Annotated in this window: 17 protein-coding genes; 8 read left to right on the plus strand and 9 right to left on the minus strand. The window is 67.7% G+C overall.

The window, feature by feature from the left end:
* The first annotated feature begins 23 nt into the window (after positions 1-23).
* The 3 genes from ispD (at position 24) to AOZ49_RS09325 (ending at position 3,568) form a co-directional block, all read left to right on the plus strand.
* The gene (ispD, locus tag AOZ49_RS09315; RefSeq protein WP_054474937.1) at positions 24-707 is read left to right on the plus strand and encodes a 2-C-methyl-D-erythritol 4-phosphate cytidylyltransferase; all 684 of its coding nucleotides are present in this window, start codon (positions 24-26) and stop codon (positions 705-707) included.
* A complete protein-coding gene (gene ispF / locus AOZ49_RS09320) occupies positions 704-1,189 on the plus strand; it encodes a 2-C-methyl-D-erythritol 2,4-cyclodiphosphate synthase (protein ID WP_054474938.1) in 486 nt (161 codons plus the stop codon). Before ispD ends, ispF begins: the two co-directional genes overlap by 4 nt.
* Before the next feature lie 399 nt (positions 1,190-1,588).
* Positions 1,589-3,568: a DUF4344 domain-containing metallopeptidase gene (locus AOZ49_RS09325; RefSeq protein WP_082380374.1), complete on the plus strand. Its 1,980-nt coding sequence runs from the start codon at positions 1,589-1,591 to the stop codon at positions 3,566-3,568.
* Positions 3,569-3,641: 73 nt separating this feature from the next.
* Here the strand turns inward: AOZ49_RS09325 and AOZ49_RS09330 are convergent, their stop codons facing one another.
* The 4 genes from AOZ49_RS09330 to ompR form a co-directional block, all read right to left on the minus strand.
* Positions 3,642-4,160, minus strand: a complete 519-nt coding sequence (locus AOZ49_RS09330; RefSeq protein ID WP_025137075.1) for a carboxymuconolactone decarboxylase family protein — start codon at positions 4,158-4,160, stop codon at positions 3,642-3,644.
* Between the two features lie 74 nt (positions 4,161-4,234).
* A complete protein-coding gene (locus AOZ49_RS09335) occupies positions 4,235-4,783 on the minus strand; it encodes a peroxiredoxin (protein WP_006389231.1) in 549 nt (182 codons plus the stop codon).
* 59 nt (positions 4,784-4,842) lie between these two features.
* Positions 4,843-6,237, minus strand: a complete 1,395-nt coding sequence (locus AOZ49_RS09340; RefSeq protein WP_006389232.1) for a sensor histidine kinase RisS — start codon at positions 6,235-6,237, stop codon at positions 4,843-4,845.
* Between the two features lie 34 nt (positions 6,238-6,271).
* Complete coding sequence (ompR, locus tag AOZ49_RS09345; protein ID WP_003813882.1) at positions 6,272-7,006, minus strand: response regulator transcription factor RisA; 735 nt, start codon at positions 7,004-7,006, stop codon at positions 6,272-6,274.
* A gap of 131 nt (positions 7,007-7,137) precedes the next feature.
* Between ompR and tsaB the strand changes: the two genes are divergently transcribed.
* Together tsaB and AOZ49_RS09355 are read left to right on the plus strand one after the other, a co-directional pair.
* Positions 7,138-8,409: a tRNA (adenosine(37)-N6)-threonylcarbamoyltransferase complex dimerization subunit type 1 TsaB gene (gene tsaB / locus AOZ49_RS09350; protein ID WP_054474940.1), complete on the plus strand. Its 1,272-nt coding sequence runs from the start codon at positions 7,138-7,140 to the stop codon at positions 8,407-8,409.
* Positions 8,406-9,341 (plus strand): uracil-DNA glycosylase, encoded by a 936-nt coding sequence (locus AOZ49_RS09355; RefSeq protein WP_082380375.1) that lies wholly within the window; start codon positions 8,406-8,408, stop codon positions 9,339-9,341. Before tsaB ends, AOZ49_RS09355 begins: the two co-directional genes overlap by 4 nt.
* Before the next feature lie 72 nt (positions 9,342-9,413).
* Here AOZ49_RS09355 and lplT read toward each other — a convergent pair whose 3' ends face one another.
* Positions 9,414-10,739 (minus strand): lysophospholipid transporter LplT, encoded by a 1,326-nt coding sequence (lplT, locus tag AOZ49_RS09360; RefSeq protein WP_054474941.1) that lies wholly within the window; start codon positions 10,737-10,739, stop codon positions 9,414-9,416.
* A 313-nt stretch (positions 10,740-11,052) separates the two neighbouring features.
* Here lplT and smc point away from each other — a divergent pair, with 313 nt between their 5' ends.
* From smc to ligA, 3 genes are read left to right on the plus strand one after another with little or no spacing between them, the layout of a single operon-like run.
* Complete coding sequence (gene smc, locus AOZ49_RS09365) at positions 11,053-14,586, plus strand: chromosome segregation protein SMC (protein WP_054474942.1); 3,534 nt, start codon at positions 11,053-11,055, stop codon at positions 14,584-14,586.
* A gap of 45 nt (positions 14,587-14,631) precedes the next feature.
* Positions 14,632-15,702, plus strand: a complete 1,071-nt coding sequence (locus tag AOZ49_RS09370) for a cell division protein ZipA C-terminal FtsZ-binding domain-containing protein (RefSeq protein ID WP_054474943.1) — start codon at positions 14,632-14,634, stop codon at positions 15,700-15,702.
* Entirely contained in the window at positions 15,702-17,804 is a 2,103-nt protein-coding gene (gene ligA / locus AOZ49_RS09375; RefSeq protein ID WP_054474944.1) for an NAD-dependent DNA ligase LigA, read from the plus strand. The genes AOZ49_RS09370 and ligA overlap by 1 nt, the downstream gene beginning before the upstream one ends.
* Positions 17,805-17,981: 177 nt before the next feature.
* Here the strand turns inward: ligA and AOZ49_RS09380 are convergent, their stop codons facing one another.
* From AOZ49_RS09380 to msrB, 4 genes are all read right to left on the minus strand, one after another.
* Positions 17,982-18,758, minus strand: coding sequence for a peptidylprolyl isomerase (locus AOZ49_RS09380; protein ID WP_006393432.1), 777 nt, complete (start codon positions 18,756-18,758; stop codon positions 17,982-17,984).
* A 17-nt stretch (positions 18,759-18,775) separates the two neighbouring features.
* The gene (locus tag AOZ49_RS09385) at positions 18,776-19,045 is read right to left on the minus strand and encodes a BolA family protein (RefSeq protein WP_054460648.1); all 270 of its coding nucleotides are present in this window, start codon (positions 19,043-19,045) and stop codon (positions 18,776-18,778) included.
* A 79-nt stretch (positions 19,046-19,124) separates the two neighbouring features.
* A complete protein-coding gene (locus tag AOZ49_RS09390; protein ID WP_054429635.1) occupies positions 19,125-19,691 on the minus strand; it encodes a septation protein A in 567 nt (188 codons plus the stop codon).
* Positions 19,688-20,086, minus strand: coding sequence for a peptide-methionine (R)-S-oxide reductase MsrB (gene msrB, locus AOZ49_RS09395; protein WP_054429633.1), 399 nt, complete (start codon positions 20,084-20,086; stop codon positions 19,688-19,690). The genes AOZ49_RS09390 and msrB overlap by 4 nt, the downstream gene beginning before the upstream one ends.
* Positions 20,087-20,093: the final 7 nt, after the last annotated feature.

Genomic DNA, 20,093 nt, shown 5'->3' on the forward strand with positions numbered 1-20,093 from the left:
GAAGATTATAAAATCACCGAACCATGTCTGACTCAATCATTGCCATCGTTCCCGCCGCCGGCGTCGGCGCCCGCGCCAGCCGCCCCGGCGCCGAGAGCGTGCCCAAACAATACCGTCCGTTGGCCGGACAGCCCATGCTGCGCCACGCGGTGGCCGCTTTGCTCGCCGACGACCGCGTGTCGCAGGTGCGGGTGGCGGTGACGCCGGGCGACGGCTGGGTCGACCAGGCCGTGGCCGGCCTGCCCCGCACCGTCTGGCGCGCCTGCGGCGGCGCCACCCGCGCCGATACCGTGGCGGGGGCGCTGGCCGACAGCGGCGTCTCCGACGATACCTGGGCGCTGGTGCACGACGCGGCCCGCCCCGGCCTGCCGGCCGCGGCGCTGGCGCGCCTGATCGACGCCTGCCTGGCGGATCCGGTCGGCGGCCTGCTGGCGCTGCCGGTGGCCGACACCGTCAAGGGTGGCCACGAGCGGGTCGAGCGCACGCTCGACCGCAACGGCCTGTGGCTGGCGCAGACGCCGCAGATGTTCCGCGCCGGCGCCCTGCGCGACGCGCTGACGGCCGCCGCGGTGAACGGCGTGGCGGTGACCGACGAGGCCTCGGCGATCGAGGCCGCCGGCTACGCGCCGCTGCTGGTGCCCGGCGCGATGCGCAATTTCAAAGTGACCTGGCCGGACGATTTCGAACTGATGGAAAAATGGCTATGAGTATTCCTTTCCGCGTTGGACAGGGTTTTGACGTGCATGCGCTGGTCGAGGGCCGGCCGCTGATCATCGGCGGTGTGACCATTCCCCACAGCCACGGCCTGCTGGGTCATTCCGACGCCGATGTGCTGCTGCACGCGATCACCGACGCCCTGCTGGGCGCGGCCGGCCTCGGCGACATCGGCCGCCATTTCCCCGACACCGATCCGGCCTTCAAGGGCGCGGACAGCCGCGTGCTCTTGCGCGAGGCCATGGCGCGGGTGCGCCAGGCCGGCTGGACGCCGGTGAACATCGACGCGACCCTGCATGCGCAGGCGCCCAAGATCGGCCCGCATGCGCCGGCCATGGTCAGGAACATCGCGGCCGACACCGGCCTGGCCGAAACCGAGGTCAACATCAAGGCCAAGACCAACGAAGGCCTGGGTTACCTGGGGCGCAAGGAAGGCATCGCGGCGACCGTGGTGGCATTGCTGGCGCGGACCTGACTGCCGCCAGGCCAACCCGTTTTTGAACGCATGGCGCGGATTTCTCCGCGCCATTGTTTTTGCGTGCATGCGTTGTTTTATTCGCACGGATATTCGTGCGGATACATGTCCATAATAAATTAACAAAACGCAAAAAAAGCCGCGAGCCGCGCCCTTGCTGCGGTTTGGCGGGATTGCGCGTGATTTCGGCCGTCGGCGCCGGAAACGCCGCCTGCTTTCGTCTTGCGGGTGCATTTGAACTGGAATACTCTGCCGCTACTTAACGTCTGGATAATAGGGACACTAGAAATGCATGTACGTGGCGCTGCCTTATTTTTGGCCCTGGTCGCCTTTGGTTCGCCTGCACATGCAGAATTCGAGCAGCAGCTCGGCCCGCTTTCCGGGGCTGTCCGATCCCAGATGCTGCAGGGCTGGACCGCGGGCGTCGAGGATGGCTGGTTCACCTTGCGCAACCGGGCGGCCGCCGGCAGCGAACAGACGCTGTATCTCAACGTGGGCGAGGCGCCGGAAAACGGCCGCATCACCGACGTCAACGTGGTCCTGAACTCGACCAACCCCAAGGCCTCGATCGGCCTGGTGCTGAACAACCGCGCGCGCAAGGCCCTTTGCCTGCTCGAACTCACGGCCGCCAAGCAGACCATCCTGTTCTGTCTGAACGGCGACAAGCGCCGCGATATCGCCAACGTGCCCAACGTGGCCAAGCTGGACGGCTCCGACCGCATCAAGGTCGTCGAAGTCCCGGGCGCGGCGCGCTTCATCGTCAACGGCCAGAAGATCGGCGACATCGAAGACGAGCCGGCGCTGGGCTCCGAACTGGGCATCATGGCGTATGACGTCGGCACCTTCGGGATCGCCGACTTCACCATCAATTCGAGCCTGAATTCCAACAAGCCTGCCGGCGGCGCGCCGCAACAGGGCGGGGCGCCCCAGCAGCAGCCGCCGCGCGCGCCCCAGCAACAGCCGCAATCCGGCTCGAACAGCGGCGTGCCGGGTTCCGGACCGCTGCCGACCTTCGGTGGCGATACCGTGCGCATGGTGTCGGTCTATGCCGGCATCATGCGCAGCATCTTCCTGCACGAGTTCGGCCATGCCCTGATCGGCGAACTCGAATTGCCGTCGACCGGCGCCGAGGAAGACGCGGTCGACATCTATTCGGCGCTGCAGATCGTCGAGCCGACCATGTACCCGTCCAAGGACAAGGAAGCCAACGCCATGGTCAACGGCGGCGCGACCTACGCCGCGCTGCAGTGGTACTACAGCGGCAAGCTGGCCGAAGCCAAGGGCGCGGGCAACTCGCCCTGGCAGGACGAGCACACCGGCGACCTCAAGCGCTTCCGCAACATGCTGTGCATCATGTACGGCGGCAACCCCGGCGTGTTCGAATCCCTGGTCCAGCAGGTCGGCTTCGAGGACCGGACCAAGGCGCGCTGCGCGGATGAGTACTCCAAGCAGAACCGCGCCTGGCGCAGGATCCTGGCGCCCCACACCCGCGTCGGCGCCTGGACGCCGGACGGCGAGCAGCCGGCCAACGCGCCCGGCGCGCCGGTCAACGTGGTGTTCGAGCCGTCGTCGCGCCGCGTCGGCAACCTGTTCGCCATCAACCTGTCCCAGCCGATCGGCAACAACATCAAGGAACTGGGCAAGACCTACGTCCTGCCGCGGCCGGTCAATGTGGTGTTCAAGGATTGCGGCAAGCTCAACGCCTGGTACAGCCCGCGCGAAGGCACGATCACCATGTGCTACGAACTGATCGAGAATATCGCGGTGATGGTGTCCGACATCGAGATGGGCACGGTCGGCGGCGAACCCAAGCAGGGCGGCGCGGCCGCGCCCCAACAGCAACAGCAACAGCCGCAGCAGCAACCGCAGCAACAGCCGCGTCAGCAATCCGGCGGCGCCGCGCCCAGCGGCGGCTTCGACGAACTGCGCGACCTCGGCGTGCCGCCGACCACCTTGCTGTTCTCGTCGCCCTACAAGGGCCCGACGCCGAGCAGCCACCCGCGCGCCAAGGTCATCACGACGCGCGACCTGGTGGCCCTGTACAAGAACGAAAAGAACCTGCTGGTGATCGACACCAGCGGCTCGAACGAGACGCTGCCCGATGCCTTCCCGCTGATCGACGCGGGCTCGGACGGCAGCGTCGCGGACCAGATGCAGAACGCCTTCGACGGCTGGCTGCACAAGAAGACGGGCACCGAAAAGGAACACAACGTTCCCCTGGTGTTCGTGGGCGCCAGCATGAACGACCGCTCGTCCTACAACGCCGCGCTGCGCGCCGGCACGCTGGGCTGGCCGGCCTACTGGTACCGCGGCGGGATCGAGGCCTGGGTCGCCAACGGCCTGCCGATGGTGAAGGTCAAGACCGCCCAGGACAAGTAAGCGCCGCGGCGCCACGCGCCCAATAAAAAACCCGCCTGCTCGCGCAGGCGGGTTTTTTTTCGTCAGCCGGGGCTTACTTGCCCTGGGCGGCCAGCGCCAGGGCGGCGGCATTGACCACGGAGGCGATGCGGCCGGCATCGCGCAGCTGTTCCGTCGACAGGCCGTCCTTCTTCAGGTTCTCGTAGTGCGAGGCGACGCAGAAGTGGCACTTGCCGATGATCGAAGCCACCAGCGCGAACAGCTCGAAGCGCTTCTTGTCGACGCCGCCATGGGTGGCGTAGGCGTTCATGCGCAGCTGGGCCGGCAGGCTCTTGAGCTGGGCGTCGCCGGTCATCTCGACATACGGGTACCAGGTGTTGTTCATGCCCATCAGCGCCGAGGCGGTCAGCGCGGCATTGGCGTCGGCTTCCGACAGGCCGCTCTTGAAGGCTTCGACCAGCACCGGGCTGCGCGCGGCGTAGGCGGCCGACAGGGCGGCGCCGACGGCGTCTTCCGGGGCCAGGGTCGAGCGGGCGATCACGGCGTCCAGATTCAGGCGGATGTCCTTGGCCCAATCCGGCAGCTGTTCCTTAATGGTCGTCAGAAATTCCATAGTTTTTACCTATAATCTAGCGCAGTTAAAGCCCGGCGAAGGACCTGCGGACAGGTCCCCGGCCGGGCTGGAAATTACAGCGTGGCGCCGCCAACCGTACGGTTGCACGGGCACAGCTCGTCGGTCTGCAGACCGTCGAGCAGACGCAGGACTTCTTCCGGGTTACGGCCGACGTTCAGGTTGTTCACCGAAACGTGCTGGATCGTGTTGTCCGGGTCGACGATGAACGTGGCGCGCAGGGCAACGCCAGCGCCCTTTTCACGCACGCCCAGCTGGTCGATCAGGGCGCCGGTGGTGTCGCCGAACTGGTAGTGACCCAGCTTGTTCAGGTCCGGGTGCTCACGGCGCCAGGCCAGCTTGACGAATTCGTTGTCGCTCGAGCCACCCAGCAGGACGGCGTCGCGGTCTTCGAAATCCTTGGCCAGCTTGTTGAAGCCGACGATTTCGGTCGGGCACACGAACGTGAAGTCCTTCGGGTAGAAGTAGATCACCTTCCACTTGCCGGGGAACGAGCTTTCGGTGATGTCTTCGAAAGCCGAGACGCCGTTTTCTTCGTGCTGGTTGAAGCCGGGCTTGACGCCGGTAACCTTGAAGGGCTCGAGTTTGTCGCCAACAGTTTTCATGTTTACTCCCAGTAGTTGTTGGTGGAATTAAGGCGGTGCCTCAAACCATAAATTCTACGCTATGGATTATCGTTGTCTAATTGATAATTCCTAAACTTCGCTTTGGGCAACTCTATGCGGGCGGTCAGTCCGCCGCCCTCGCGCGGCAGCATGCGCAGGGCGCCGCCGACGTGCTTGAGCAGGCGTTCGACGATCGCCAGGCCCAGGCCGGCGCCACTGACGCCGGTGCGGGCGGCTTCGCCGCGCGAGAAGGGACGCAACAGGCGGTCGACGTCCTCGGGGGCGATGCCGGGACCGCGGTCGGACACCTCGATCACGATCATGCCGCCCTCAGCTTGCAGTGTCATGACCAGATGGGCCATGCCGTCGGTCGAGCGGCCATAGCGGCGCGCGTTCTCGATCAGGTTGCTGACGATGCGCTTCAGGTCCAGCGCGGTGATGCGGGCGCGCAGGCCGGGTTCGAGCGTGGCGTCCAGCTCGCCGCCCAGCGACGAGGTGTGGCTGCGCTCGCGCTCGTACAGCTCGGCCAGCACGGCGGAAATGTCGGTGGCCAGTTGCGGCAGGGTGCCGGCGGGACGGGCGTACTCCATCAGCTGGCCGATGCTGTGGTCGATCTGGCCGAGGTCCTCGTCGATGGCCTGGCGCGCGTCTTCCGACACGCCGCTCAGTTCGATTTCCAGGCGCATGCGCGCCAGCGGCGTTCGCAGGTCATGGGAAATGCCCGCCAGCATCAGCTCGCGGTCGGCCTCGGCCTGCCGCAAGTCCTTGGCCATGCGGTTGAACGAGGCGTTCAGGTCGCGGATCTCCAGCGGGCCCTGCTCGGGCAGGGGCGCCGGGGTCTCGCCGCGCGACAGCACCTGGGCCGCGCGCGCCAGCCGCGACAGCGGCCGGTTGACAAAGCCGACGCTGACCGCCGCGCCCACCAGGGACAGCAGTAGCGCCGTGGCGCCCCATCCCAGCCATTCGATGCCGCCGGTCAGTCCGATCTGCTCGCGCTCGAACACCAGCCAGTAAAGATCCTTTTCGATCTGGAAGCTGACCCAGAATCCGGGCACCTGGTTCACGCCCCAGGCGATCTGGGTTTCCGGGCCGAAGCGGGTGCGGATGTGCTGCGCCACGCGCTGCCAGTAATCGTCGTCGGGAAGGGCTTCGGCGAAGTCGGTGACCTCGCGCGGATAGACCTGGATGCCTTCATTGGTGGCCAGGTCGAGTAGGAGCTTGCTGCGTTCGCCGTTATGGGAATAGATCAGCGCGGTGCGCGTGATATTGACGGCCGTGATCACCCGCTGCGCCATCTGATTGGCGCGCGGGCCCAGCTCCATGCTGAAGAAGACTTGTAGCCACGCCCCAAGACTGACCAGCATCAAGGCGGCCAGCAGCAGGAACGTGCGGCCGAACAAGCCGAGCCGCAGACGTGAAGTCAGGTTCCTGAAGGTTTTGCGCAAGCGGGGCACGAGGCTGCGCTCCTGCCCGGGGCGGGCGTATCGATCAACTACCACCGTCCGGCACAAACACGTATCCGAGACCCCAGACGGTCTGGATGAATACGGGCTTGGACGGATTCGGCTCGATCAGCTTGCGCAGGCGCGAGATCTGCACGTCGAGGCTGCGGTCGAAGGCTTCGTATTCGCGGCCGCGGGCCAGTTCCATGAGCTTGTCGCGCGACAGCGGAATCTTCGGGTGGCGGGCAAACACCTTGAGCACCGAGAATTCGCCGGTCGTGATGGGCACCTGTTCGCCGTTGCGCGTGAGCGTGCGGGTCGACAGGTTCAGCACGTAGGGGCCGAAGGCGATGGATTCGTTTTCCTGGCTGGGGGCGCCGGGATGTTCCTCGGTGCCGCGGCGGCGCAGGATCGCGTTGATCCGGGCCAGCAGCTCACGGGGATTGAACGGTTTGGACAGGTAGTCGTCCGCGCCCATCTCCAGGCCGACGATGCGGTCGATTTCTTCCGCCTTGGCCGTCAGCATGATGATGGGAGTATTGTCGTGGCCACCGCGCAGCCGGCGGCAGATGGACAGGCCATCTTCGCCGGGCAGCATCAGATCCAGCACGAGCAGGTCGAAGTGCTCGCGTTGCCAGAGTTTGCCCATCTCTTTGGCGTCTTCGGCAACGAAAACGTTGAATCCCTGCTCGGACAGATACCGACGCAGCAAATCGCGCAAGCGCGGATCATCGTCGACGACGAGGATTTTTCGGGTGGGGGTGGTGTTTTGCGTGTTCATGGCCGGAAATGTAACAGTGACAAGAACCAGCGGCTAGTGGGCGTTCACAAGATATTACACATTGCGAACCATGGTTGAAATCCCCCTTACATACGGGGGGAATCCCCCGGTATTTCGTACAATCTGCATCTATGGAACTAAACCTGCTGGCTCTGGAAACCTCTTCGTCGCGGTGCGGCGTGGCCCTTTTGCGCGTCTCCGACGGGCGGCTGGAGGTCGCCGTCCGCGAACACGAGGGCTCCCAGGAGCACGCGGAACGCCTCTTGCCGATGGCCAATGAACTGCTGGCCGAGGCCGGCCTGGCGCCTGGCGCCCTGCAGGCGGTGGCGTTCGGCCAGGGGCCGGGCGGCTTCACCGGGCTGCGCGTGGCCTGCGGCGTGGCCCAGGGCATGGCCATGGGCCTGGGCATCCCGGTATTGCCGGTGGTCTCGCATCAGGCCGTGGCCGCCCAGGCGGGCGGCGGGCCGGACGACGCCATCGTGGTGGCGCTGGACGCCCGCATGAACGAAGTCTATCTGGCGGTCTACCGCCAGGGCGCCGGCCCGACGGGCGAGCCCGTCTGGGACACCCTGCAGGCGCCGCTGCTGATCGCGGCCGCCGAAGTGGCGCCCTGGACGGCGCACCACCTGCCGGCCTGGTCGCGCGCCGCCGGGCGGCCGCTGCAGGCGCTGCTGGCGGGTGACGCCTGGGACGCCTACGCCGCCGAGATGACCATTCCCGCTGGCTGGCGCCGCGCCGCCGAGGCGCGGCGGCCCGAGGCCGCCAGCGTGGCACGCCTGGCGAGCCAGGCCTGGCAGCGCGGGGAAACCGTGCCGCCGGAGCTGGCCGCGCCGCTGTACGTGCGCGACAAGGTCGCCTTCACCACCGCCGAACGCCTGCGCGGCGAGGGCGGCAATCCCAAGGCGCAGTCGACGCTGGCGCCGGTCTGCCCGCAGCCGCTGACCGACGCGGACCTGGACGAGGTCGTGGCCCTGGAGGCCAACGTCCAGGCCTTTCCCTGGACCCGCGGCAATTTCACCGACGCGCTGGCGGCCGGCTATGGCGCCTGGACGCTGCGGCGCGAGGGCCGGGTGGCGGGCTTCTGCATCCTGATGTTCGCCCCCGACGTGGCTCACCTGCTGGTGATTGCCGTGGCCCGCGACCTGCATCGGCAGGGGCTGGGCAGCGTGCTGCTCGACTGGTGCGAGCAGCAGGCGCGCGAACGCGGTCTCGAGGGCGTGCTGCTGGAAGTGCGTCCGTCCAATGTGTCGGCCGTCGAGTTCTACAAGGCCCGCGGCTACCTGCAGATCGGCCTGCGGCGCGGTTATTACCCGGCCGAGAAGGGCGGGCGCGAGGATGCGCTGGTGATGCAGAAGCGCCTGGACGCGCCTGTCGCCGCGGCGTCCGTGGGAGCGTCGGCGTGACGGCGCCCAATACCGTGCCGGCCTCGCCCGCGCCGCGCGTGAATCCGCTGCAGCGCCTGTGGCTGCGCGAGCTGGGCATGGAACGCCTGTGGCTGCGGCCGGCGCCGCAGCCGGTGGCCGTGCCCGCGCCGCAAGTCGTTGTTTCCAAAACGGATTCCCCAGTCGTCGAGCCGGCCGGCGCTGCCGCTGCGCCGTTGCGCGACGTTGCCGCGCCGCCGCCCGCGGCGGCGCAGCCGCAAGTCCAGGCGCCCGTTGCCCGGGCGGCCGGCCCGGGACCGGGCCTGCGCAATGGCCCGCCTCCCAAGCCGGCGCCCAAGGCGGCGGTCGAGGAGGCCGCTCCGGCGGTCATTCCGGTCGCCGAAGCGGTCAAGAATGCCAATCTGGATGAATTGCGCGAACAGGTGCTGGCCTGCACCGCCTGTGGCCTGTGCGGCGGCCGGCGCCACGCGGTGTTCGGCCATGGCGGCCAGCCCACGCGCTGGCTGGTGGTGGGCGAGGCCCCGGGCGAGCAGGAAGACCGGCAGGGCCAGCCCTTTGTCGGCCGCTCCGGGCAATTGCTGGACGCCATGCTGTCCGCCGTCGGCATGAGCCGCGAGCGCGACGTCTTCATCGCCAACGTGATCAAGTGCCGTCCGCCGGGCAACCGCAATCCCAAGCCCGAGGAAATCGCCGCCTGCAGCCCCTACCTGATGCGCCAGATCGCGCTGCTCAAGCCCGAGCGCATCCTGGTGCTGGGCCGCTTCGCCGCCCAGACGCTGCTGGGCACGGATGCCACCATCGGCAGCCTGCGCGGCCGCGTGCACCAGATGAAAACGGATGAGGGGCGCGAGATCCCGGTGATCGTGAGCTATCACCCGGCCTACCTGCTGCGCAGCCCGGCCGAGAAGGCGCGGGCCTGGCAGGACCTGAAGCTGGCGGCCCGGCTGGTCTAGCGCCGCCGGGGCGTTGTCGGCCCCGGGCGCTGCCGGGGGACGGGGCGGGCCGCGCGGGCGGCGGCCGGCTTTTTACTGGCGCGAATGCGAGTGCGAGTCGAGCGCGTGGCCGTGGCCTTCCTGGCCGATCTGGTCGTGCAGTTCAGGGTTGTCCGTCAGGTTGCGTTTGCTCCAGCGCATGAACACCACCATCAGCACGGCGACGACGGTGCCGAAGATCACGATGATGACGTTGATGGGCAGCTGCAGCCACAGCAGCAGCGTGTACACGGCCACCATCAGCAGGATGTTGAGCTGCTCGTTGAAGTTCTGCACCGCGATCGAGTGGCCCGCCGACAGCAGCACGTGGCCGCGATGCTGCAGCAGGGCGTTCATCGGCACCACGAAAAAGCCCGCCAGCCCGCCGGTCAGCAACAGCAGCAGGTAGACGCTCCAGGGCGAGTAGACCAGCGGCATCAGCAGCACCACCAGGCCCATGGCCGCGCCCACCGGCAGCACCGACAGCGCGCGGCGCAGCGGAATGCGGCCGGCCAGGATCGAGCCCACCACCGTGCCCAGGGCGGCCACGCCCATCAGCATGGAGGCCTTGTCCAGTTGGTAGCCCAGGTGGCTGCGGCCCCATTCGATGACGATCAGCTGCAGCGTGGCGCCGGCGCCCCAGAACAGGGTGGTGACGGCCAGCGAGATCTGGCCCAGCTTGTCTTTCCAGAGGACGCGGACGTAGCCCCGGAAGGTGCCCATCAGCTTGATCGGGTTCTTCTGCTGCGGCGGATAGCGCACGTGGGTGTGCGGGATCAGCAGGTTGCACAGCGCCGCCAGCAGGTAGACGAAGGCGATCACCAGGATGGCCGCCTCGGCTGGGGTGTGCACCAGCTTGCCGATGAAGGAATGTTGCAGCAGCGCCGTGGAGACCGTGGTCGAGATCAGCAGGCCGCCGAGCACCGTGCCCAGGATGATGGAGAAGACGGTCAGGCCCTCGATCCAGCTGTTGCCCTTGACCAGCATGCTGGGGGGCAGCATTTCGGTGACGATGCCGTACTTGGCGGGGGAGTAGGCGGCGGCGCCGATGCCCACCACGCCGTAGGCGGCGCAGACCAGGTAGGTCTGGTATTCAGGCGCCACGCCGATGCTGGCGTACGAGAACATCAGCAGACAGCCGGCCACTTTCAGGGCGTTGGTCGAGAACATCACGCGGCCCTTGGGGTAGGAGTCGGCGATGGCGCCGACGAAGGCCGCCAGCACCACGTAGGCCAGCGCGAAGGACCATTTCATGATCGGGGCCAGCCAGTCGGGGCCGTGCAGTTCCTGTATCAGGGCGATCGCGGCAATGAATAGCGCGTTGTCCGCCAATGACGAGAAGGCCTGCGCGGCCATGACCAGATAGAAACCTCGTTTCAAGAATGTCCCCGTACTTTGACCTGAGCCCGGTCGGTCTGCGTGAAAATTATGCGTCTTGCGAAAAAGTGTCAGCGAGTATAGCCCGTGACGGGGGGAGGGCTATTCAGCGTTTGCCCGCGGGTTGCGGTGGGTCAGTCGCGCGGCCGCCAAGGGGGCGGGCAGTCCCCGGCTTGACCTTTGCTCACGTTTGGGGACAGACTGCCTGCGGTATCATACGACCCATACGCAAGCCGGCCCTACACGGGCCGGTTTGCAATCTGTGCGGCAGGTCCGTTAACGCCTTTCGTTCAACCCACCCCGTCGTCATCGTACTGTGCGTCTTACTCAGCTCAAACTCGCCGGCTTCAAGTCCTTCGTCGATCCCACCGTGATTCCCGTGCCCAGCCAGCTGGTGGGCGTGGTGGGTCCCAATGGCTGCGGCAAATCGAACATCATCGACGCGGTGCGCTGGGTGCTCGGCGAGGCCAAGGCCTCGGAGCTGCGCGGCGAGTCCATGCAGGACGTCATCTTCAACGGCTCGGGCAACCGCAAGCCGGCGGCCCGCGCGTCGGTCGAAATGGTGTTCGACAACAGCGAGGGCCGCGCCGCCGGGCAATGGAGCACCTACGCCGAGATCGCGGTGCGCCGCGTGCTGACGCGCGACGGCACCAGCAGCTATTTCGTCAATAACCAGCAGGTCCGGCGCCGCGACATCCATGACATCTTCCTGGGCACCGGCCTGGGCGCGCGCGGCTACGCCATCATCGGCCAGGGCATGATCAACCGCCTGATCGAGGCACGCCCCGAGGAATTGCGGGTGTTCCTGGAAGAGGCCGCCGGCGTGTCGCGCTACAAAGAGCGCCGCCGCGAGACCGAAAACCGCCTGTCCGACACGCGCGAGAACCTGACCCGCGTCGAAGACATCCTGCGCGAACTGAACAGCCAGCTGGAAAAGCTGGAGGCCCAGGCCGAGGTCGCCACCCGCTACCGCGAGCTGCAGGCCGACGGCGAAAAGAAACAGCACGCGCTGTGGTTCCTGAAGGAAACCGGCGCGCGCGAAGAGCGCGCCAGGAAGTCCCAGGAAATGGCCCAGGCCCAGAACGAGCTGGAAGCCGCCATCGCCGGCCTGCGGGCCGGCGAGGCCGCGCTCGAATCCCGGCGCCAGGCCCACTACGCCGCCAGCGACGCGGTTCACGCCTCCCAGGGCGCCCTGTACGAGGCCAACGCCCAGGTCAGCCGCCTGGAGGCGGAAATCCGCCACGTGGTGGATTCCCGCAACCGCCTGCAGGCCCGCCGCGACCAGCTGCAGCAGCAGATCTCCGAATGGACCAGCCAGCGCGAGCACTGCACCGAGCAGATCGCGCAGGCCGAGGAAGACCTGGCCGCCGGCGCCGCCCGCACCGAAGAGGCGCGCGCCGCCGCCGAGGACGCCCAGGCGGCGTTGCCGGCGGTCGAGCAGCGCGTGCGCGAGGCCGCTTCCGGCCGCGACGAGATGCGCGCCTCGCTGGCGCGGGTGGAGCAGAACCTGGCCCTGGTGGCGCAGACCCAGCGCGACGCCGACCGCCAGATGCAGACCCTGGAGCAGCGCCGCGAGCGCCTGCAGCAGGAACTGCGCGAATTGCACAGCCCCGATCCGGTGCGCCTGGAGCAACTGGCCGGCGACCGCGTCGCCGGCGAAGACCAGCTCGAGGAGGCCCAGGAAGCGCTGGCCACCCTCGAAGGCCAGATCCCCGACGCCGACGCCGAGCGCAGCCGCGCCCAGGCCGCCGCCCAGACCGACGCGCAGAACCTGGCGCGCCTGGAAGCCCGCCTGTCGGCGCTGGTGAAGCTGCAGGAAGACGTGCAGAAACAGGGCGCGCTGGAGCCGTGGCTGGCCAAGCACGAGCTGGCCGGGTTGTCGCGCCTGTGGCAGAAACTGCATATCGAACCGGGCTGGGAGACCGCCCTGGAAGCCGCCCTGCGCGAGCGCATGGCGTCCCTCGAGGTGCGCAGCCTGGATTGGGCCCGCGCCTTCTCCGAGGACGCGCCGCCGGCCCGCCTGGCCTTCTATCAATTGCCGGCCGCGGCTCCCGCGCCGGCCGCGCCCGCCGGCCTGACGCCGCTGGCCAGCCTGCTGCGCATCACCGATCCGGACCTGCGCACGCTGCTCAATGACTGGCTGGGCGGCATCTACACCGCCACCGATCTGGCCCAGGCCCTGGCCACCCGCGCCACGCTGCCGGCCGGCGCCGCCTGCGTGGTCAAGGCGGGCCATCTGGTCGATGCGCACAGCGTGCGCTTCTATGCCCCGGATTCCGAGCAGGCCGGCCTGCTGGCGCGCCAGCAGGAAATCGAAAACCTGCAGCGCGAGATCAAGGCCCAGCAGCTCATCACCGACCAGGCCCGCGCCGCCGTCGCCCGCGCCGAGGTCGCCTGGCAGCAGGTCAGCCAGGCCATCGCGCCGGCCCGCCAGCGGGTCGCCGAAGTCACCCGCCGGGTGCACGACATCCAGCTGGAGCACTCGCGCCTGCAGCAGCAGGCCGAGCAGTCCGGCCAGCACGCCTCGCGCCTGCGCCAGGACCTCGAAGAGATCTCGGCGCACGAAGAAGACCTGCGCGCCACCCGCGAAGAGGCCGAAGCCCGCTTCGAGGCGCTCGACGAGGAACTGGCCGAGCACCAGTCGCGCTTCGCCGACGCGGAAATGGACGGCGAGACCCTGGCCGCCCAGGCCGAGGCCGCCCGCACCCGCCTGCGCGAGCTCGAACGCGCCGCCCAGGAAGCCGAATTCGCCGAGCGCGGCATCCAGGTCCGCATCACCGACCTGCAGCGCAACCGCCAGCTGGCGGCCGACCAGAGCCAGCGCGGCGAGGTCGAACTCGAACAGTTGCTGGCCGACCTGGTCGACCTGGACGCCTCGGCCTCCCAGGCCGGCCTGCAGGACGCCCTGGAATTGCGCGCCGAGCGCGAAGAGGCGCTGTCGCGCGCGCGCCAGGAAATGGAAAACCTGGCGGCCCTGCTGCGCGGCGCCGACGAAGACCGCATGCAACAGGAGCGCACGCTCGAGCCGCGCCGCGCCCGCATTACCGAATTGCAGTTGCAGGAACAGGCCGCGCGCCTGGCCGAAGAGCAGTTCACCGAGCAGCTCAACGCCCGCGAGGTCGACCGCGAGGCCCTGGCCCAGGACCTGGCCAACCAGCCCGACGAATGGCGCCGCGCCAGCTGGCTGCAATCGGAAGTCACGCGCATCTCGCGCCAGATCGAATCGCTCGGCTCGGTCAACCTGGCCGCGCTGGACGAACTGAACACCTCGCGCGAGCGCAAGGGCTTCCTCGACGACCAGCACCAGGACCTGATGACCGCCATCGAGACCCTGGAAGACGCGATCCGCAAGATCGACCGCGAAACCCGCGACCTGCTGCAAGAGACCTTCAACGTCGTCAACGGCCACTTTGGCGAGCTGTTCCCGAAGCTGTTCGGCGGCGGCGAGGCCAAGCTGACCATGACCGGCGAGGAAATCCTCGACGCCGGCGTGCAGGTCATGGCGCAGCCGCCGGGCAAGCGCAACAGCACCATCCACCTGCTGTCGGGCGGTGAAAAGGCGCTGACCGCCACCGCGCTGGTGTTCGCGCTGTTCAAGCTGAACCCCGCGCCGTTCTGCCTGCTGGACGAGGTGGACGCGCCGCTGGACGACGCCAATACCGAACGCTACGCCAACCTGGTCGCCAACATGAGCGAGCAGACCCAGTTCCTGTTCATCTCGCACAACAAGATCGCGATGCAGATGGCCAAGCAACTGATCGGCGTCACCATGCAAGAGCAGGGGGTTTCGCGTATCGTTGCGGTAGACATAGATTCGGCCGTCCAGATGATGGCCTCCGAAGCGGCATAAACCAATATTCAGAATGGCGCCGGCTTCATGGCGCGGGATTTACACATGAGTGATTTGCAGATCGGGCTGATTGCCCTGGGCGTCTTGCTGATACTGCTGGTGCTGGGCTTCAACTGGTGGCAGGACCGCCGCGTCCGCCGCAAGATGCAAAGCCATTTCCCCACCTCCGAGCAGGATCCGCTGCTGGGCGCGGGTGCCGCAACGGCCGCCGCCGCGGGTGGCGCATCCGTGCGCCGCGAGCCGGGCATGGGCGACGCGCCCAAGGCGCACCCCGAGCAGCCCAAGCCGGTCGATCCGGGCAGCGATGCCGACGACGCCGAGGAACCCGATCCCGCCTGCGAGGTGGTCATCGAGATCAACTTCGCCGAGCCGGCGCGCGGCGCCGACCTGCTGCCCTACATGCAGAGCCTGCGCCAGGTGGGCCGCAAGCCCATGCGCGTGTTCGCCGAAACCGATCAACGCCGCCACCGCGCGCGCGTGCACACCGGCGAATCGTATGCCTCGATGCAGCTGGCCGTGCTGCTGGCCAACCGCAGCGGCCCGCTGACCGCCATCGAATGGTCGCAGGCCTGGGCCCGCGCCCAGGACATGGCCGAACGCTTCGACGCCACCATCGAAGGCCCCGACCAGCAGGCCGTGCTGGAACAGGCCGCGCGCCTGGACGACACTTGCGCCGCGCTGGACACCCAGGTCGGCCTGACGCTGCTGCTGGGCGCCGCCCAGCCGGCCGCCGAGGTCCTGAGCGTCGCCCGCGACGCCGGCTTCGTCGCCGACGGCAACCGCCTGGCCTGGCCGGCCGAGAACGGCGTGGCCCGCTTCACCCTGGCGCGCGCCGACGGCGCCGCCTTCGACGCCGGCATGGGCGGCATCGAGCGCCTGTACCTGTTGCTCGACGTGCCCTGCAGCCCCGCCGACAGCCGCGCCTTCGGCCGCATGGTCGACGTGGGCCGCGAGCTCGCCGCGCGCCTGCGCGCCGATCTGGTCGATGACCAGGGCAAGCCCCTGGCCGACGGCTCGGAAAGCGTCATCGACGAACGGTTGCAGGTGCTGTTCGGCCAGCTCGAGCAGGCTGGCCTGCCCGCCGGCAGCGAGCGCGCCCAGCGGGTGTTTGCATAATGAGCAAGGCCGGAGGGACCCTCGCGGCGGAAACCGCGGCGCGCCTGCGCGCGGAAATCGAGCAGCACAACGTCCGCTATTACGTCTACGACGACCCGTCGATCTCGGATGCCGAGTACGACCGGATGATGCGCGAGCTGCAGGATCTGGAAGCCGCCCACCCTGAACTGGTCACGCCCGAATCCCCGACCCAGCGGGTGGGGGCGGCGCCGGTTTCGGCCTTCGGCAGCGTGCGCCATGCGGTGCCGATGCTGTCGCTGGGCAACGCCTTCGACGAGGAAGACGTGGTGGCGTTCGACCGCCGCGTCACCGACACGCTGCGCGGCGCGGGCCTGCTGGGCCCGGCGCAGCAGGCCGAATATTTCTGTGAACTGAAGCTCGACGGCCTGGCGATCAGCCTGCGCTACGAAGACGGCCGGCTGGTCCAGGCCGCCACCCGCGGCGATGGCCAGACGGGCGAGGACGTCACGTCCAACATCCGCACGATCAAGGCGATCCCGCTGCAGCTGACCGGCCCGGCGCCCAAGGTGCTGGAGGTGCGTGGCGAAGTGCTGATGAACCGCGCCGATTTCGAGAAGCTCAACGCCGCCCAGGCCAAGCGTGACGAGAAGGTCTTCGTCAATCCGCGCAACGCCGCCGCCGGCAGCCTGCGCCAGCTCGACCCGCGCATCACCGCCAAGCGGCCGCTGCGCTTTTTCGCCTATGGGTGGGGGGAAGTGCAGGGCCTGCCGGGCAGCCAGAGCGGATTGTTCGACGAGGCGCCGGCCGGCGCGACCGACGCCGCCGCGACCTTGCCCGAGAAATCGCACGGCGCCATGCTCGACTGGCTGGCCGCGCTCGGCCTGCCGGTCAACGTCAAGCATAACCATCGCGCCACCGGCGCCGAGGGCCTGATGGCCTTCTACGCCAAGGTCGGCGCCTTGCGCCCCGAATTGCCCTACGACATTGATGGCGTGGTCTACAAGGTGGACTCGCTGCCGGCGCAGAAGCTGCTGGGCTTCGTGGCGCGGGCGCCGCGTTTCGCGCTGGCGCACAAGTTCCCGGCCGAAGAGGCCACCACCACGCTGCTGGACATCGAGGTGCAGGTCGGCCGTACCGGCGCGATCACGCCGGTGGCCCGGCTCAAGCCGGTGTTCGTGGGCGGCGTGACCGTCACCAACGCCACGCTGCACAACGAGGACGAGATCCGCCGCAAGGATGTGCGCATCGGCGACACGGTCATCGTGCGGCGCGCCGGCGACGTGATCCCCGAAGTGGTGGGCGCGGTGCTCGAGCAGCGTCCCGCCGACGCGCGTGAATTCGTCATGCCCAAGGGCTGTCCGGTCTGCGGCTCGGCGATCGAGCGCCTGGAAGACGAAACCATCGCCCGCTGCACCGGCGGCCTGTTCTGCGCCGCGCAGCGCAAGCAGACGCTGTGGCACGCCGCCAGCCGCAAGGCGCTCGACATCGAGGGCCTGGGCGAGAAGCTGGTGGAGCAGCTGGTGGACAGCGGCCGCGTCAAATCGCTGGCCGACCTGTTCAGCCTGCGTCCGCTCGAGCTGGTGGGGCTGGACCGCATGGGCCAGAAGTCGGCCGACAATCTGGTCGAAGCCATCGACAAGGCGCGCGCCCCGGCGCTGGGACGCCTGCTGTTCGCGCTGGGCATCCGCCACGTGGGCGAGACCACGGCGCGCGACGTCGCCCGGCATTTCGGCAGCATCGAGGCCATCATGGACGCCGATGAGGACGCGCTGTCCTCGGTGCCGGACGTGGGGCCGGTGGTGGCGGGTTCGATCCGCCGCTTCTTCGCCGAGCAGCACAACCGCGAGGTGATCGACCAGCTCAAGGCGCAGGGCGTGCACCCGGTGGCCGAGGCCGTGCCCGAGGACACCACGCTGGCCGGCAAGACCTTCGTGCTGACCGGCACGCTGCCCAACTGGACGCGCGAGGAAGCCTCCATGCGCATCCAGGCCGCGGGCGGCAAGGTCAGCGGCTCGGTGTCCAAGAAGACCGCCTACCTGGTGGCCGGCGAAGACGCCGGCAGCAAGCTGACCAAGGCCCAGGAACTGGGCGTCACGGTGCTGGACGAGGACGCGCTGAAGGAACTGCTGGGCCTGTCCTGATCGCGTCGGGGCCGCGCCGCCGGCCCGTCGCCCGGCCCTGTCGAACAGGCCGCCCGCCTTCTGGCGCGCGGCCTGTTTTTCTTGCCGGCGCGACCGTCGTCATCTTCCCCCGGCGTTTCGCGCGGACAAAAAAACCGCCCGCGCAGGGCGGGCGGTTTTCGCGGGAAGACGCCAGATTTACTGGATCTTGGCCTTTTCGCGCAGTTCCTTCTGGTAGTCGGCCAGGGTTTGCTGGCGCAGCATTTCTTCCAGTTGCGGACGGACCTGATCCAGCGGCGGGAATTCCACCGGGCGGGTGTCGTCGACCATGATGATGTGCCAGCCGAATTGGGTCTGGACCGGCTTGTCGACCAGTTGGCCCTTCTTGAGCTGGGTCACGGCCTGGGCGAAAGGCTGGACGTAGTTGGTCGGGGGAGCCCAACCCAGGTCGCCACCCTTTTCGGCGCTGCCGGGGTCCTTCGAGTTCTTCTTGGCCAGGTCGTCGAACTTGCCCTTGTTGCTCTTCAGCTGGGCCAGCAGGTCGTTGGCGGTCTTTTCGTCTTCGACCAGGATGTGACGGACCTTGTATTCCATCTTGCCGGCCTGTTCTTTCTTGATCTTGTCGTACTCGGCCGTGACCTTGGCGTCCGACACCGGGTGCTTGGCCAGGTAGTCGGCCATCAGGGCGCGGACCAGGATGCCTTGGCGGGCCAGTTCGATTTCCGTCTGGACGTCGGCCTGCTTGGCGATGCCGCCGGATTCGGCGGCTTGCACGAAGACCTGGCGGTTGATCATTTCCTGCTTGACCTGTTCACGCAGCTGGGGCGAATCGGTGGCGCCCTGGCTGACCAGCAGCTTGACGAATTGATCCAGGCTCTTCTGCGGAATGGCCTTGCCGTTGACGGTGGCGACGTTCTGGGCAAAAGCGGGCACGGCGATGACGCAGGCGGCGGCCAGCATGACGATGCGTTTCATGAATATCCTTTTACTTTCTATTTGGGAGCCTGGGCGTCTAGCGCAAGCGCATGAATCGGATAGGGGATCAAATCTTGCAAATGATGATACACCAGCCGATGTCGCGCCACGGCGGTCAGTCCTGCAAAACAGGATGCCACGATATGCACGCGATAATGGCCGGCGCCGTTTTTACTGCCTTCGTGACCGGCATGCAAATGCGAGTCGTCAAGGATGTCCAGGGAAACCGGTTCCAGGACGGCCAGGCGCTCGCGGATCAGGGCGATGCGGTCGGTGGTCTCAGACATGGCGTCGATCGTAAAGTTCCGGCGCGCGGGGCGCGCCATGAGGGGAGGGAGCCGGGCGTTCAGGCCCGGCCGCAGGGTGTCAGGGCTTGGGCGGCGCGCCCGGGCCGTCCTCGGCCTGGATGTGCTTGCCCAGCCAGAGCGACTGGCCGATGACGAAGACGATCATCAGGCCCATCAGGCCGAAGGCCTTGAAGCTGACCCACTGGGATTCGGTGAAGTGCCCCGAAAACGCCACATAGAGATTGATGGCGCCAGCGAACAGGAAGAAGCCGGCCCAGATCAGGTTGAGCTTGTCCCAGGCCGCGTCCGGCAGCTGGATCTGCTTTTCCATCAGGCGGCGGATCAGGTTGCGGCCGAACAGCAGGCGGGCGAACACCAGCGCGCCGCCGAACAGCCAGTACAGCACCGTGGGCTTCCATTTGATGAAGACGTCGCTGTGCAGCCAGATGGTGGCGCCGCCGAACACCAGGATCACGGTCAGGTTGATCCAGTGCATGGCTTCGGTCGGCCGGCCGGTGACCTTGAGCCAGACGATCTGCAGCACCGCCGCCGCCATGGCCACGCCGGTGGCCACGAAGATGTCGGTGAACCGGTAGGCCAGGAAGAACAGGAACAGCGGAAAGAGGTCGAACAGGAACTTCTTCATTCTTCTATGGGTTCGAACGTCATCGACAGGGAGTTGATGCAATAGCGCAGGCCGGTGGGCTCGGGGCCGTCCGGGAAGACGTGGCCCAGGTGCGCGTCACAGACGTTGCACAGCACCTCGGTGCGCACCATGCCGTGGGTGGTGTCGCGTTCCTCGCGCACCAGTTCCGGGTCGAGCGCCTGGAAATAGCTGGGCCAGCCACAGCCGGCGTCGAACTTGGTGTCCGACGCGAATAGCGCCGTGCCACAGCCCACGCAGCGGTAGATGCCCGGGGTGAAGGTATTCCAGTAGCGCCCGGTGAACGCGCGTTCGGTACCCTTTTGGCGGGTGACGACGTATTCTTCCGGGGACAGCTGGGCCCGCCATTCGGCGTCGGTTTTGCGTACTTTATCCATATCAGCT

The organism is Achromobacter sp. 2789STDY5608615, from assembly GCF_001298995.1.
Taxonomy (GTDB): Bacteria; Pseudomonadota; Gammaproteobacteria; order Burkholderiales; family Burkholderiaceae_B; genus Achromobacter; species Achromobacter insuavis.